Source organism: Actinoplanes sp. NPDC051859, from assembly GCF_044452725.1.
Lineage (GTDB): Bacteria > Actinomycetota > Actinomycetes > Mycobacteriales > Micromonosporaceae > Actinoplanes.
This window is the reverse complement of the sequence record NZ_JBITBX010000006.1, coordinates 176,264-191,029: the sequence shown is the minus strand read 5'-3', so window position 1 is coordinate 191,029 and position 14,766 is coordinate 176,264. Positions and strand designations below refer to the sequence as shown.

General features: G+C 67.8%; 14 protein-coding genes and 1 pseudogene. 3 read left to right on the top strand and 12 right to left on the bottom strand.

Annotated elements, in window-relative coordinates:
* Window positions 1–150 precede the first annotated feature (150 nt).
* Together ACIA1L_RS17580 and ACIA1L_RS17575 are read right to left on the bottom strand one after the other, a co-directional pair.
* A complete protein-coding gene (locus tag ACIA1L_RS17580) occupies window positions 151–447 on the bottom strand; it encodes a WXG100 family type VII secretion target (RefSeq protein WP_396073762.1) in 297 nt (98 codons plus the stop codon).
* Window positions 448–464: 17 nt separating this feature from the next.
* Window positions 465–794 (bottom strand): WXG100 family type VII secretion target, encoded by a 330-nt coding sequence (locus ACIA1L_RS17575; protein ID WP_396073761.1) that lies wholly within the window; start codon window positions 792–794, stop codon window positions 465–467.
* 643 nt (window positions 795–1,437) lie between these two features.
* Between ACIA1L_RS17575 and ACIA1L_RS17570 the strand changes: the two genes are divergently transcribed.
* From ACIA1L_RS17570 to rarD, 3 genes are all read left to right on the top strand, one after another.
* The gene (locus ACIA1L_RS17570) at window positions 1,438–2,991 is read left to right on the top strand and encodes a type VII secretion protein EccE (RefSeq protein ID WP_396073760.1); all 1,554 of its coding nucleotides are present in this window, start codon (window positions 1,438–1,440) and stop codon (window positions 2,989–2,991) included.
* Window positions 2,992–3,210: 219 nt separating this feature from the next.
* Window positions 3,211–3,591, top strand: a complete 381-nt coding sequence (locus ACIA1L_RS17565) for a phage holin family protein (RefSeq protein WP_396073759.1) — start codon at window positions 3,211–3,213, stop codon at window positions 3,589–3,591.
* A 181-nt stretch (window positions 3,592–3,772) separates the two neighbouring features.
* Window positions 3,773–4,714, top strand: a complete 942-nt coding sequence (rarD, locus tag ACIA1L_RS17560; protein WP_396073758.1) for an EamA family transporter RarD — start codon at window positions 3,773–3,775, stop codon at window positions 4,712–4,714.
* A gap of 24 nt (window positions 4,715–4,738) precedes the next feature.
* Here the strand turns inward: rarD and ACIA1L_RS17555 are convergent, their stop codons facing one another.
* From ACIA1L_RS17555 to nuoI, 10 genes and pseudogenes are all read right to left on the bottom strand, one after another.
* A complete protein-coding gene (locus tag ACIA1L_RS17555) occupies window positions 4,739–5,455 on the bottom strand; it encodes an anti-sigma factor family protein (protein WP_396073757.1) in 717 nt (238 codons plus the stop codon).
* A pseudogene (locus ACIA1L_RS17550) lies at window positions 5,452–5,673 on the bottom strand (sigma factor-like helix-turn-helix DNA-binding protein); the annotation flags it as partial. The gene ACIA1L_RS17555 and the pseudogene ACIA1L_RS17550, both read right to left, overlap by 4 nt.
* A 188-nt stretch (window positions 5,674–5,861) precedes the next feature.
* Window positions 5,862–6,656: an IclR family transcriptional regulator gene (locus ACIA1L_RS17545; RefSeq protein ID WP_396073756.1), complete on the bottom strand. Its 795-nt coding sequence runs from the start codon at window positions 6,654–6,656 to the stop codon at window positions 5,862–5,864.
* 225 nt (window positions 6,657–6,881) lie between these two features.
* Window positions 6,882–7,874 carry a polyprenyl synthetase family protein gene (locus ACIA1L_RS17540; RefSeq protein ID WP_396074070.1) on the bottom strand — a complete coding sequence of 331 codons (993 nt, stop codon included), beginning with the start codon at window positions 7,872–7,874 and terminating at the stop codon, window positions 6,882–6,884.
* Between the two features lie 221 nt (window positions 7,875–8,095).
* Window positions 8,096–9,628: an NADH-quinone oxidoreductase subunit NuoN gene (gene nuoN / locus ACIA1L_RS17535; protein ID WP_396073755.1), complete on the bottom strand. Its 1,533-nt coding sequence runs from the start codon at window positions 9,626–9,628 to the stop codon at window positions 8,096–8,098.
* A gap of 2 nt (window positions 9,629–9,630) precedes the next feature.
* On the bottom strand, window positions 9,631–11,169 hold the full coding sequence (locus ACIA1L_RS17530; protein ID WP_396073754.1) for an NADH-quinone oxidoreductase subunit M: 1,539 nt from the start codon (window positions 11,167–11,169) through the stop codon (window positions 9,631–9,633).
* Window positions 11,169–13,097: an NADH-quinone oxidoreductase subunit L gene (nuoL, locus tag ACIA1L_RS17525; RefSeq protein ID WP_396073753.1), complete on the bottom strand. Its 1,929-nt coding sequence runs from the start codon at window positions 13,095–13,097 to the stop codon at window positions 11,169–11,171. Before nuoL ends, ACIA1L_RS17530 begins: the two co-directional genes overlap by 1 nt.
* A gap of 12 nt (window positions 13,098–13,109) precedes the next feature.
* Complete coding sequence (gene nuoK, locus ACIA1L_RS17520) at window positions 13,110–13,409, bottom strand: NADH-quinone oxidoreductase subunit NuoK (protein WP_023357573.1); 300 nt, start codon at window positions 13,407–13,409, stop codon at window positions 13,110–13,112.
* The gene (locus ACIA1L_RS17515; protein ID WP_396073752.1) at window positions 13,406–14,173 is read right to left on the bottom strand and encodes an NADH-quinone oxidoreductase subunit J; all 768 of its coding nucleotides are present in this window, start codon (window positions 14,171–14,173) and stop codon (window positions 13,406–13,408) included. Before ACIA1L_RS17515 ends, nuoK begins: the two co-directional genes overlap by 4 nt.
* A complete protein-coding gene (gene nuoI / locus ACIA1L_RS17510; protein WP_396073751.1) occupies window positions 14,170–14,766 on the bottom strand; it encodes an NADH-quinone oxidoreductase subunit NuoI in 597 nt (198 codons plus the stop codon). The genes ACIA1L_RS17515 and nuoI overlap by 4 nt, the downstream gene beginning before the upstream one ends.

The following is a 14,766-nucleotide window of genomic DNA, read 5'->3' as shown; positions in this document are numbered from 1 at the left end:
TCGCAGCAGACACCATCACACCGTGGATAAAGCTCGCGGGCGCTCTCCACCGTCAGCAGGGGCCGACACCACCTGGCGCGCCCTCGCCGCGGCGGTCGGTGCGGGCGGGGCACTGCCGCGCGCAGCAATGCCCCCGAACCGACGTGGAAGTCAGCCGCCGAAACGCTGCGCCGCGCTGCGCTCGGTCGCCAGGTACTGGGCGTTGGACTCCTCGACCGCGCCGCCGATCTGCCGAAGGATGGCCTTGAGGCTGTCGGCTGCTTTCGTCCAATCCGCCTGACGCTGGACGTAGGCCTGCTGCGCCGCACCGTCCCACGTGCCCATCAGCCTGCGACCCTCGTCGTCCAGTCTCGCAAGCTCGGCATCGAGGCGCTTGACAGCGGCCTGGATATCGGCAGCGGCGGTGGACAGGCCGTTGAAGTTCACACGAAGCGTACCGTCGTTCATCGGATGATCCCTCCCGCTCAGTTCTCGAGCGGCAGGCTGATACCACCGCCGCCGGACTTGGTGATCGCGCTGGCAGCCGCCGAATCGGAACTCTGGTAGCTCGTACCCGAGACCTTGATGTGATCAGCGGTCAGCGCGAGGGCCTTCTGGAGAGCCTGCACATCGCTCTCATATTGAGCCCTGGTCTGCTCGAAAGCCCGGGCGCCTTCTCCGGCCCACGTCGCCTGCGTCGCAGAAAGCTGGCCCATGAGGTTTCTGAGCATGGAAGCCAATTCCTGGCTGCCGTCGTCGAATTTCTGGGCCGTGCCCGCCATCTGCTCGGCACTTACCCTGGTCGCCTCGGTCACCCCGGACGTCACCCCGCTCCTTCTGTCGTCCTTTTTGCGCTGGATCCTGTCTGGATCGACCGCGCTCGCGTGCGGCGCTTCAGCACATTGACGTGGCTTCCAGGCTAGCCCGAACCGCAATGCGGTGGGGGGCACGCCTGAGCAGCCCTTATCCGTCTCAGCCGCGACCGTAACCGGTGCGGCACCGCGAAGGGTAGCTCGACTTCCCCACCCTGTGGATATCGACAGTCGCCTTTATGTCATCGATGTCCGGGTTATCCACAGGCACCTCCGACATCCCGCCGGGAGCCCTACGATGGCTCCCGCAAGCACAACCACGACCGAAGGGCAGCGCGAAGTGACTGCAGAGGTGGCGAGCGGCCGCAGCTTTCCGGAGCTGAGCGGCGGCGGTCAGCGCCCACCCCACGCGCGCGCCTCGCATGTCCGGCATGGACGATTGTTCGGTATTCGCGTCGGTCAGCTGGTCAGCACCCAGGTGGCAACCGTGGCCTTACTTCTGGGGGCCAGTTATGGACCAATGGCGCTGGGTGCGGCCGTTTTCACCTCAATTATCCTTCTTGCACTAACTTGGCTCCGCTTACGCGGTCGGTGGGCATTCGAGTGGTTGAGCACTGCATTTAGATATACATTCCGTCGCCACTCGATGACCATCAGCAGCACGCCGACAGCGCTCCTTGAATTTGTTGCGCCGGGTGCCGCGGTGGAGCAAGTCTCTCTGGCCGGTGACCCCGCCGCGGTCATCGTCGACGGACAGGGCCGGACGGCCATCCTCGAGCTCGGCGACCCGGCCGGTCTACTCGCCGAAGAGCCAGGAGCCGTGCCCTCGCTTGCCGGGCTCCTACCTCCGGCCGGCACTGAACATCCCCCATGTCGACTCCAGCTTGTGCTCACCGGCGCCCCCGCTCCCGCTCTCCGGGCGGGCAACGGAACGCCCGCCAACTCGTACCGTCAGCTGACCGAGGGTCGACTACTCGGCCATAGCCGGGCTTTCCTTGCCGTCCGGGTTCTGAATGCGGAGGGATGGTCCGAGGACGATCTCCGTGTCGCGTTGTCCAGTCTCGTGCGCAAGCTGCTGCGCCGCCTCGCGCCCACTCCGGCCCGGCCACTCGGCGAAGCGGCAGCCCTCCGGGTGATCGCCGAGCTTGCCCACGACAACGGCGAAGGCTCCACCCAGGAAAGTTGGCCCGGTCTCCACCTCGGCGGGTTGGCCCAGGCGACATTCCGGCTTCGACGCTGGCCCGACCTCCGCGTCGAGCCCGCGCAGCGCATCGTCTCCCGCATGCTCACGCTGCCGGCGGCGGCGACCACAGTTGCGCTGGGCGCCGGGCCGCATTCCCCCTTGGGTACGGACACCGCGGTGGACCTGACCATCCGCCTCGCCGCACCGGACTCCGCCACCTTGGGAACCGCATCCCAGGCGCTCCGCAAAATCCTCGCCGCCGAACGAGCCACCGCCCAACGCCTCGACGGTGAGCATCTCGGCGGCCTGGCCGCAACGTTGCCCCTGGCCCTCCCGGTGGCCCCCCTGATCCCCGGTAGGCATACCCCAGACGGCAACCCAGCCGCCGCTGTCGAGAATTTGCAGCTCTCTGTCGGCACCGCCGGCCTGATGGTCGGCGCGAACCGCCACGGAGACCCCGTCATCGCCCGTCTGTTCCGGCCGGAACAGACTCGCTCTCTGCTCATCGGCGGCATCCGGTGCGCACAGCTCGTGGCACTGCGAGCGATGGCACTGGGCGCCCGAATCGTCGTGCAGACCTCCCGCCCCCAGGCTTGGGAGCCCTTCGTCCGCGGCGCAGCCGTTCCCGGCGAGGCAATCGCCGTCATTCCGCCCGGTCGAGCCGTCGACATCCCACCCGGCTCCGCCCTGCACCCCCTTCTTCTGGTGCTGGATATCGGCCCGGTCGGCCCAGACGGCAGCTCGGGATCCGGCTGGCAGACCACCCTCGTCGTCCGAGACGGCTTTTCCCCGGCAGATGCCGACTTCGCCACCCGCGCCGATCTCCTGCTTGTTCAACCCCTCCGCTCAGCAGAAGCCGAGCTCCTCGGCGCAACCCTCGGCTTAGGCGAGACGGCCAGCTGGCTGACGCAGATCCGCGCAGACATGGTCGGCGTGATCAACCGCCGAGCCGTCCGTTGGGCCGCGTTATCCGCCACTCCCATCGAAACCCAGCTGATCGGCCCGCCGAGCCGCTGACTTCCGTTTCATCGCCGGACCGACCCGCGCAGCACCGACAACTCCCAACCCGCAAAGGCGAGGTCGCATGGCAAGGCGGAAAGGCGCTACGACGAAAAGGGGCTAACAGGAAGGGGTGGGTGAATAGGTCCGGCAGCGCGGCGGTTTCTTGGCGAGCTGCTCACAAGATCGCGGAGTGTTGTCGCTTGTAGTGGCCCGGGCGTGGCACCATCGCCAGCCATGGGCATCATCATCCGGCTGGTGATCACCGCCGTATCGCTGTGGATCGCCACTCTGGTCATCGACGGCATCCGGCTCACCACCGACTCAGTCCCCGGGAAAGCCGGAGCGCTACTCGCCGTTGCCGTCATCTTCGGCATCGTGAATGCGGTACTGCGGCCGATCATCAAGATGGTGGGGTGCGGCTTCTACGTACTCACCCTCGGCCTGATCTCGCTGGTGGTGAACGGGCTGCTGTTCATGCTCACCAGCTGGATCGCCGGCCGACTCGACCTGCCGTTCGAGGTCGCCAACTTCTGGCCTAGCGCGGTCCTGGGCGCCCTGCTGGTCGGCGTCGTGAGCTGGGTCCTCAACATGCTCGTCCCCGACGGCGACGACTGACCGACGCTGCCCCGGGGGCCGATGCCTCCGGGGAACCCAGGCCGCCAAAGCCCAGTCCTCGGGGGAGCCTGTGCCGCCAGGATCCCCCGTAGCCATACGAACGACCTGGGCGGGTCGCACGGACTGGTGAGCTTCGACATATGCAAGGAGCGATACCCCAGCCGCGCCTTACGGTGACCTCATGGGCGAAGAACGTCGCGGCTATCTCTACGGGTTGACGGCCTACACCCTCTGGGGCTTCTTCCCGATCTACTTCAAGCGGCTTCAGCCGTCCCCACCGCTGGAAATCCTCGCCCATCGAGTTATCTGGTCGGTCGTTTTCATCAGCCTGCTCCTGGCCGCCGCGCGGAATTGGCGTTTCCTCGGCCGGCTGGCACGGGACCGACGGCTGCTGGGCGGGGTCACGCTGGCTGCCGTGCTCATCGGGGTGAACTGGGCGACCTACATCTACGGCGTGAATTCCGAGCGAGTCGTGGAGACAGCGCTCGGCTACTTCATCACGCCGCTGGTGGTCGTGCTGCTCGGCGTGACGGTGCTGCGGGAACGGCTGCGGGTGTGGCAGTGGGTGGCAGTGGGGATCGGGGCGGCCGCGGTGGCCGTGTTGACCATCGACTACGGGCGGTTGCCCTATATCGCCCTGATTCTTGCGGCGACGTTCGGCTCGTACAGTTTGGTGAAGAAGCGATTGTCGGTGCCGGCCGCTGAGGGGTTGTTCGTGGAGTCGGCCGTGCTGGCGATTCCGGCACTGGGCTATCTGGGCTGGCTGAATGCGGCGGGCGACGCCGAGTTCGGGCACGTTTCGGGCTGGCACACCGTGCTCATGGTGCTGTCGGGTGTCGCCACCGCCGTGCCGCTCATGTTGTTCGCCGGGGCGGCCAACCGGGTGCCGCTGGTCGGGCTGGGGATCCTGCAGTACGTCGCCCCGATCCTGCAGCTGGCCTGCGGAATTTTGATCTTCCATGAGCCGATGCCCGCTGCTCGCTTGGCAGGTTTTGCCCTGGTCTGGACAGCGCTAGTGATCTTTACGGTGGACGGTCTGCGCGCTGCGCGGACCAGAAAGAGGACGGCGGCCGGAGCCGCGGCCGCCACCGCGGAGCCGGCCACCGCCCTACCGCCGCACTGACGATCCTGCGAAAGGAGTCGACCGTCAGGGGACGTCGTAGGAGAGCAGCGTCCGTCCGTCGTTCCGGATCAGTGCCAGGCGAGCCAGCGCGCCGCTGGCGAAGTGCGTGACACCGGACATGCTGAACTCTTTGCCGGGTGCGGCCGTCCACGAGCCCAGCTGCTCGCTTTCCTTGTCCGGCCCGTACGCCATCAGGCGAATGGTGTACGACTCGGACTCGGCATTCACCCGGTTGTACGCGCACCAAAGCTTGATCTTGGTCCCGCCCGCCGCACCCGCGAGGTTGAGCTCGGCGGACACCGGCACCAGGTCGCTCGCCGCTGTCATGGCAACGGTCGGTCCCCAACTTTCGGTTTCCGCGTTGCTCCGACTGCTCCCGGTCCAGAAGACCGCGCCGATGCCGACGACCAGCGCGAGACAGGCAGCGGCCAGCGCCACACCGAGCGTCCGCCACCGTCCGCGTCGGCGCCCCGGCCGCGTGGGGACAGGTGCGGCGACCGCGCTGAGGTCCGGCGTGCTGAGCCGGCGGCGGGGCGGCGGGGGTGCGAGGTCGGGGTCCAGCAACCGTTCGAAGTCGCTGGCGTCGAGACGGCCGAGCAGTCCTGGCAGCACTGCTATGTCCGCTACGGCTTCCCGGCAGAACGAGCAGGTAGCGAGATGCCGTTCGTAGGCGGCGCGTTCCCCGGGCGACAGGGCACCGAGGACATATGCGCCGTCGTCGTGCTCATGATCGCACCTCACCCTGTCACCCCCATTTCCCTCAACACCATGCGCAAAGAGCGCAGGGCATAGTGCGTCCGTGACTTGACCGTTCCCGGCGGTACGCCCAGGCGCGCGGCTGCCTCGGCGGTCGAGCGCCCCCGGTAGTAGCACTCGATGAGGACGTCTCGGTGGCTCACGGACAGCCGGCCCAAAGCTTCGGCGACCGTCCAGTTCTCCACGGCCCGCTCCGCCGCGTCCGCGTTCGGACCAGGATCGGAGAAGCCGGGGCCGTGCTCGGAAAACATGTCGCTGACCACCCCGCCGGCGTCGGTATCCGGGGCGCGTAGCCGACCGGCGTCCTGACTCTCCACGGCTGCCGACCCCCTTCGCGCTCCCGCCGTGTATTACGGGCGGGGAAGGGCGTCGGGTTCAAATCCCGTGCGGGTCAGGCCGTGGCGGCATCTCCGGTGGACAGGGCCTCGGCCACGTTGCGTGCCGCTGCGGTCAGTTTGGCGCGGACGACGCGCGCGGAGGTCAGCATTTCAGCGGCGGGCAGAGCGCAGGCCAGGACGAGTCGCCGTTCCATGTCCCGGTCGGTGATCACGTTCACGGCCGCGCAGGCGAGGCCTTGGCGGAACTGGCCCATCTCGAGTTGCATGCCGCGCCGCTCGCCGGCGGCCAGGTCGGCTTCGAGCGCTTCGGGGGTGGTCATGGTTGCCGGGGTGAAGGCGCGCATGCCCCAGTCGCGCAGATAGCGGGCTCGCTGGTCGGGCGTCAGCGTGGCCAGCAGCGCTTTGCCCAGCGCGGTGGCGTGGCCGCCTTCGTCGAAGCCGGGGACCATATCGTCCATGAACGGTGAGCGGGCGCCTTCGGCGCAGGCGGTCACCGCGATCCGGCCGCCGACGAACCGGCCGAGGTAGTGGCTGTAGCCGGTCTCGGCCGCTGCGCGCCGCAGGGCTTCGCCGACGGTCGGCGGGCCGCGGAACGCGGAGACGAGTTCTCGATACCGGTCGGCAATTTCCAGGCCGACGATGTACGTGCCGTCCTCACGCCTGATCACGTAGCCCTCGTACGCGAGGGTGCGCACCAGGTGATAGGTCGTCGCGACGGTCAGCTCGCATCGTCGGGCGATTTGTTTCACGGTGAGTCCGCGCGGGGCCCGACCTACCGACTCGAGCACACGCAGGGCGCGTGACACGCTCCGGATGAGATCTGACGGCTCCGCCAGGGGGTCGCGCACGACTACCTCCAGCGCCGGGGACTTACACCATATGAATAATCTTCCCCGGACGGAATGCCTTGAGCGTGTCGACCATGACCAATCTCTACGGGATGTACGGGCGCTGACACTCACCGTCTAGATCACGGAGCGAAAGCGCGGCGGCACGGTGCGGCAGAAATGGGTCTTGAGCAGCACAAAGACACACATCGATGCCAAGTGCTTTGTGGACGGTCGCGTACGGAGTCAGCTGGTGCGGTCGGCGATGAAATCGCACAACGATTCCATCGCGCGGCGCGGCGAACCGTCCGGCAGCGGTGCAAGTTGCGCCCGGGCGTCCTCGGCGTAGGTGCGGACGGTCTCGCGCGCCCGCTTCATCGCCCGCGATTCCCGCAGCAGACCGAGCGCTTCGGCGTGCAGCGCGTCGTCCACCAATGGCCCGGAACCGAGCAGCTCCCGCAGGCGTACGGCGGAGGCGTCCGTGTCGTCCTCGGCGAGCGCGTAGAGCACCGGCAGCGTCGGGACGCCCTCGCGGAGGTCGGTGCCCGGCGTCTTGCCGGACTGCACCGACTCGGAGGCGATGTCGAGCAGGTCGTCCGAGAGCTGGAACGCGACACCGATCGTTTCGCCGTACCCGGCTAGGGCTTCGACGTGTGCGGGTGACGCCTGCGAGAAGAGGCCGCCGAAGCGGGCGGACGTCGCGATGAGCGACGCGGTCTTCTCGGCGATGACGTGGAGGTAGTGCTCGATGGCGTCGCCACTGCGCGGCCCGGCGGTCTCGGCGATCTGGCCGTGCACGAGCCGGGAGAAGGTCTGCGCCTGCAGCCGGACGGCCTCGGTGCCCAGGCCCGCCGCGATGTCCGCGGCGCGGGCGAAGAGGTAGTCGCCCACGAGGATGGCGACGGAATTGCTCCAGCGCGCGTTGGCACTCGGCGCACCGCGGCGCACGGCGGCCTCGTCCATGACGTCGTCGTGATAGAGCGTGGCGAGGTGGGTGAGCTCGACGACCAGCGCGGCCGGCACGATCTCGGCCCGGGTGGGGTCACCGAACTGGGCGCCCAACGCCACGATCAGCGGCCGGAACCGCTTGCCGCCGGCATCCATCAGGTGCCGGGCAGCCTCGGCGACCAGCGGATCGGCGCTCGCCACGTTGCTGCGCAGCTGCTCCTCCACCTCGGCGAGCGTGGCCGAGACCGACGCGTCGACCGCGGGGTCGATGTCCAGGCCGAGCGACGTCAGCGCGCTGTCAGCAGTCACTCATTCACGATGCCATACGGATGCTGAGCCGAAGCTTACGGGTCTTCAAGATCAAAATTATTCGATGATACGGCCGCAGAAAGTCCTAGTTACCCACGAACAAAGCAATTGCCGGGTTCTGCCCGCGGTTCACCGCCGGGCTTAGCTGCCTACTCAAGCAAAACAGCCCCGGCCGAAACGGCCGGGGCTGTTGAGAAGAAGACCTATCGAACGAACTGCGCCGCGTCGTTGGTCAGGTCCAGCAGCGGCGCCGGCACCACGCCCAGCGCGAACGTGGCGATCACGCCGATAGACAGGGCCGCCGCGGTCAGGAAGCCCGGCACGGACACCGCAGGGGTGGTCTCGCCCGGCTCCGACAGCCACATCATCACGATGACCCGCAGGTACGGGAACGCCAGCAGCATGCTGGTGATTACGCCCACGATGACGAGCCAGGTCTGCCCGCCCTCGACCGCCGCGCCGAACACCGCGAACTTGGCGGTGAAGCCGCTGGTGAGCGGGATACCCGCGAAAGCGAGCAGGATGAACGAGAAAATCCCGGCGAACACCGGACTCTTCCGGCCCAGTCCGGCCCACCGCGACAGGTGCGTCGCCTCGCCCTCCGAGTCACGGACCAGCGAGACAATGCCGAACGCGGCCAGCACCGAGAAGCCGTACGCGACCAGGTAGAACATCGTGCTTGCCAGGCCCTCCTTGTTGAGCGCCAACACGCCCACCAGCAGGTAGCCCGCGTTCGCGATCGACGAGTAGGCAAGGAGCCGCTTCATGTCGGTCTGGGTGACCGCCAGCACGGCGCCGATCAGCATGGTCAGGATGGCGATCACGCCCAGCACCGGCTGGAAGTTCCACTTGGCGCCGTCGAACGCCACGTAGAGCACGCGCAGCAGAGCACCGAATGCCGCAACCTTGGTGCAGGCCGCCATCAGCGCCGTGACCGGCGTCGGGGCGCCCTGGTAGACGTCCGGCGTCCACACGTGGAACGGCGCTGCCGCGCTCTTGAACAGCAGGCCGATGGAGACCAACGCCAGCCCGCCGAAGAGCAGCACCTCACTGCGGGTCGGGTCGGCCACCGCCGCGTGGATCGATGCGAGGTCCACAGCGCCGCTGTAGCCGTAGATGAGGGCCACACCGAACAGGAAGAAGGCGGAGGCGTACGAGCCCAGCAGGAAGTACTTGAGTGCCGCTTCCTGGCTCAGCAGACGCCGGCGCCGGGCCAGCGCGCAGAGCAGGTAGAGCGGCAGCGAGAACACCTCGAGCGCGACGAACATGGTCAGCAGGTCGTTCGCCGCGACGAACAGCAGCATGCCGCCGAGACCGAACACGGTCAGCGGGTAGACCTCGGTGGCACCCGGCTGGCCGCCGGCCTGCTTGAGGTCCTTCTGCGAACCGACCGTGATCGCCGCCTGGGCCACGAACACGCCGCCGGCCTCGAGCGATCGCTCACCGATCAGCAGCAGCGAAACGACACCGAGCAGCAGGATCGAGCCCTGGAGGAACAACGTCACGCCGTCCACCGCGACCGCGCCGCCGATGGTGACGACCCGGGTGTCCCGGCCCACGATCACCATCACCAGCGCGGCGACCAGCGCCAGCAGCGCGACGCCGAGCTGGATGCCGTGCCGCCGGGTCTTGGGCACCACGGCCTCGATCAGCACGCCCAGGCAGGCAGCGCCGAAGAGGATCAACATCGGCGCCAGGGCACCGTAGTCGATGTCGGGCAGTTTGAGCTCTCCCATGGCTACGGCGCCACCTTTCCGTTCGCGACCGCGGTCCGCGCCGGATCGGTCGAGCCGATGTCCTGCATGGTCGCCTCGACTGCCGGGTTGATCACATCGGTGACCGGCTTCGGATAGAAGCCGAGGAGAAGCAGCAGCAGCACCAGCGGCGCGACGACTGCCTTCTCGCGCCAGGTGATGTCCTTCCGCATCTCGGGAACAGCTTCGAGCGCCGGGTTCAGCGTGCCCTGGGTCGTGCGCTGCACCATCCACAGGACGTACGCGGCAGCCAGGATGATGCCGGTCGTGGCGATGATCGCGTAGACCGGGTGCACGGTGAAGGTGCCGATCAGCACGAGGAACTCGCTGATGAACGGCGCCGTGCCGGGCAGCGCCAGCGAGGCCAGACCGGCGAAGAACAGCACGCCGGCGAGGACGGGGACCAGCTTGCCCGCACCACCGAAGTCGCTCACCAGGGCCGAGCCGCGGCGCGCCACGAACATGCCCACCACCAGGAACAGCAGGCCGGTAGCCAGGCCGTGGTTGACCATGTAGAGCACCGAGCCGGTGCCGGCCTGGGTGGTGAAGGCGAAGATGCCGATGCCGATGAACCCGAAGTGGGCGATCGACGTGTACGACACCAGCCGCTTCAGATCGTTCTGCCCGACCGCCAGCAACGCCGCGTAGATGATGCCGATGACGCCCAGCACCAGTGCCGCCGGGGCGAACCAGCGCGACGCCTCCGGGAACAGCGGGAGGCAGTAGCGCAGGATGCCGAACGTGCCGACCTTGTCCAGCACGCCGACGAGCAGCGCGGCCGCGGGCGCCGGAGCGGCACCACCGGCATCCGGCAGCCAGGTGTGGAACGGGAAGAACGGCGCCTTCACCGCGAACGCGATGAAGAAGCCGAGGAACAGCCACCGGGCCGTGTTCGTCTCGAAGGCGGCCGAGGCGTCCTTCAGGTTGTTCCAGTCGAACGTGTGTCCGCCGACCACCCAGAGACCGACCACCGCGGCCAGCATGAAGAGGCCGCCGACCAGCGAGTAGAGGAAGAACTTCACCGCGGCGTACTGGCGGCGCTGGCCGCCGAACGAGCCGATGATGAAGTACATCGGCACCAGCATGACCTCGAAGAACACATAGAACAGGAAGACGTCGGCGGCCGCGAAGACGCCGATCATCGTGCATTCGAGGGCGAGCAGCAGCGCGAAGTACGTCGGCACCGACCGCTGGGTCTCGTCGACGTCGTGCCAGGACGCCAGGATGACCAGTGGCACCAGCAGCGCGATGAGGATCAGCATCACCAGGGCGATGCCGTCAGCCGCGAAGGTGAACCGCGCGTCCCAGGTCGGAATCCACTGGTAGGACTCGCGGAACTGGAAGCGGTCACCCTTGGCCTCGAAGGCCACCCACATGCCGATGCTCAGCGCGAGCACCACCAGCGACCATGCCAGGGCGATGGTCTTGGCGAGCCCGGCCTTGCTGCGTGGGATGAAGGCCACCACTGCCGCGCCCACCAGCGGGAGCAACGTCAGGATGGACAGGAACGGGAAGTCCTTCATTACGCCAACCACCCCAGCTGGATCGCGAGGAACGCGCCGACGACCAGCACGGCGCCGGTCAGCATGGACAACGCGTACGAGCGGACGAAACCGGTCTGCAGTCGGCGCAGGCGCCCCGAGCTGCCACCGACGGCCGCCGCCAGGCCGTTGACCGCGCCGTCGATGCCCCGGTTGTCCAGGTAGACCAGCGCGCGGGTGAGGTAGATACCGGGCCGCTCGAACACCGCCTCGTTGAAGGCGTCGGTGTAGAGGTTGCGCCGGGCCGCGCGAACCAGGAAGCCAGCCGGCTGCTCCTGCTCGGCGGTGCCGTTGCGGAACAGCGCCCAGGCCAGGCCGGCGCCGAGCAGCGTGACCGCGATGCCCAGGATGCCGACCACCGTGTGCCCGAGGACCGCGTGCGGGTGCTCCTCCTCAGCGGCGCCGAAGACCGGCGTCAGCCAGTCCGGCACCGAGGTGGACATCAGCCAACCCGCGCCGATCGAGCCCACGGCCAGCAGCATCAGCGGCACGGTCATGATGAACGGCGACTCGTGCGGGTGCTTGTTCTCCTTGGTGTACCGCTCGGGACCGTGGAACGTCAGCACGAAGAGCCGGGTCATGTAGAAGGCGGTCAGGCCCGCACCGAGCAGCGCGGCCATGCCGAACAGCCACGGCTTCCAGCCCTCGCCCTCGAAGGCGGCCGCGATGATCGGCTCCTTCGAGAAGTAGCCGGACAGCGGCGGGATGCCGATGATCGCCAACCAGCCCATCATGAAGGTGATCCAGGTGTACTTCATGTACTTGCTGAGACCACCGAAGCGGCGGATGTCGACCTGGTCGTGCATGCCGTGCATGACCGAGCCGGCCCCGAGGAACATGTTGGCCTTGAAGAAGCCGTGCGCCAGCAGGTGGATGATCGCCAGCGCGTACGCCCCGCCGCCGAGCCCGACACCGACGAACATGTAGCCGATCTGGCTGACCGTCGACCAGGCGAGGACCCGCTTGATGTCGTCCTTCGCGGCGCCGATGATGCAGCCCATCAGCAGCGTGAGCGCGCCGACGCTGACCACGATCAGCTGCAGCGTCTCGTTTGCCGAGAAGATCGCGTGCGAGCGGGCGATCAGGTAGACGCCGGCGGTGACCATCGTCGCCGCGTGGATCAGGGCGGAGACCGGGGTCGGGCCCTCCATGGCGTCGGGGAGCCAGGCCTGCAGCGGGAACTGGCCGGACTTACCGGCGGCGCCCAGCAGCAGCAGGATGCCCATGACCAGCACGGTGCCGCCGGACAGCAGCGACACCTGGCTGAACACCTGGTCGTACTGCGTGGTGCCCAGCGTCGCGAACATCAGGAAGATGCCGATGGCCAGGCCGGCGTCGCCGACCCGGTTCATCAGGAACGCCTTCTTGCCGGCGGTGGCCGCGGACGGCCGGGTGTACCAGAACGAGATCAGCAGGTACGACGCGAGACCCACGCCCTCCCAGCCGAAGTAGAGCATCACGTAGTTGTTGCCGAGGACCAGCAGGAGCATCGCCGCGACGAACAGGTTGAAGTACGCGAAGAACCGCCGTCGCCCCGGGTCGTGTTCCATGTAGCCCACGGCGTACAGGTGGATCAGCGAGCCGACACCCGTGATCAGCAGGACGAACACGCCGGAGAGCGGGTCGAACAACAGCCCGAAGTCGACCTCCAGGCCGCCGACGACGATGAAGTCCCACATGCTCAGCTGGGCCGAGCGCGCTCCCTCGTCCAGGCCGCGCAGCTGGAAGAACATCGTCAGGCCGAGGACGAACGTCGACGCCACCGCCAGCACACCGAGCCAGTGACCCCACTTGTCCGCCCGCTTGCCGAGCAGCAGGAGGATGGTCGCACTGGCGAGCGGAATGGCGACAAGTAGCCAGATTCCGCTCAGAAGCCCCGTGGCGGAGGCGTACTCCACTGTCTGTTCCACGTGAAGGCCCCTTTAGTACTTGAGGAGGTTGGCGTCGTCGACGCTCGCCGAGCGCCGCGTACGGAAGATCGACATGATGATCGCCAGCCCGACCACGACCTCGGCCGCCGCGACCACCATCACGAAGAACGAGATGATCTGGCCGTCGAGCGTGCCGTTGATCCGGCTGAAGGTCACCAGCGCGAGGTTCGCGGCGTTCAGCATCAGCTCGATGCACATGAACAGCACGATCGCGTTCCGGCGGACCAGCACCCCGGCGGCCCCGATGGTGAAGAGGATCGCCGCGAGTACGAGGTAGTAGTCAGGAGTCACTTTTCCGTCCCCTTGGGTGCGGCTTCCTGCTCGGTCAGCTCGCGCACCGGAAGGATCGGCGAGATGGTGCGCTCCGAGCCGCTGCCGTCCGGCAACTTGCCCGGGACAGCGACCGACATGGTGTTGGCGTAAATGCCCGGACCCGCCTTCGCACCGGGGTAGTTGCCCGGCCGGAAGCGCTCCTTCATCCGCGTCACCTGGTCTACCTTGTCCAGCGAGCCCTGCTCCACGTGGGCCAGGATCATCGCGCCCACCGCCGCCGTGATCAGCAGCGCGGACGTGACCTCGAAGGCGAAGACGTACTTGGTGAACAGCAGCGAGGCGATGCCCTGCACGTTGCCGGCGGCGTTCGCGTCGGCCAGGCCCACCACGGCCGTGTCACCGAGCGAGCGGGCGAGGCCGGCTGCCACCAGGACGCCGAAGCCGGCACCCAACAGGATCGCGGCGAGGCGCTGGCCGCGCAGCGTCTCGATGAGCGAGTCGGACGCGTCCCGGCCGACGAGCATGAGCACGAAGAGGAACAGCATCATGATCGCGCCGGTGTAGACGATGATCTGCACCGCACCGAGGAACGGCGCCTCGTTGATCACATAGATGAAGCCCAGGCAGAGCATGCTCTGGACCAGCCACAGCGCGGAGTGCACCGCGTTGCGCGCCAGCACCATGCCGAGCCCGCCGATGACGGCCAGCGAGCCGAGGATCCAGAAGCCCCAGGCCTCCGCGGTGCTGACCTCTGCGGCGGCGGCCGCCGCGTGGGCGATCACCGGGCCACCTCCGTGGCGGCCGCGCCGGTCGCGTCCTCGGTGCCGGTCTGCGACCAGGGCGCCCGTTCCGCACCGGCCGACGTGCCCGGGTTGGTCAGCGCGCCGAGGTAGTAGTCCTTGTCGGTCTCGCCGAGGCGCATCGGGTGCGGCGGCTGCTCCATGCCGGGCAGCAGCGGCGCCAGGAGCTCCTTCTTCGTGAAGATCAGGTCCTGGCGGTTGTCGCGGGCCAGCTCGTACTCGTTGCTCATGGTCAGCGAACGGGTCGGGCAGGCCTCGATGCACAGCCCGCAGAAGATGCAGCGGGCGTAGTTGATCTGGTAGATGCTGGCGTACCGCTCACCGGGCGAGAAGCGCTGCTCGTCGGTGTTGTCGCCGCCTTCGACGTAGATCGCGTCCGCCGGGCAGGCCCAGGCGCACAGCTCGCAGCCGATGCACTTCTCCAGGCCGTCCGGGTGCCGGTTGAGGATGTGCCGCCCGTGGTAGCGCGGCGCCGGCTTCGGCGGGGAGAACGGATAGTCGGTCGTGATGACCTTGCGGAACATGTGCGCGAAGGTCACCCCGAAGCCCTTGAACGAGCCCGTGAACGTTCCCAC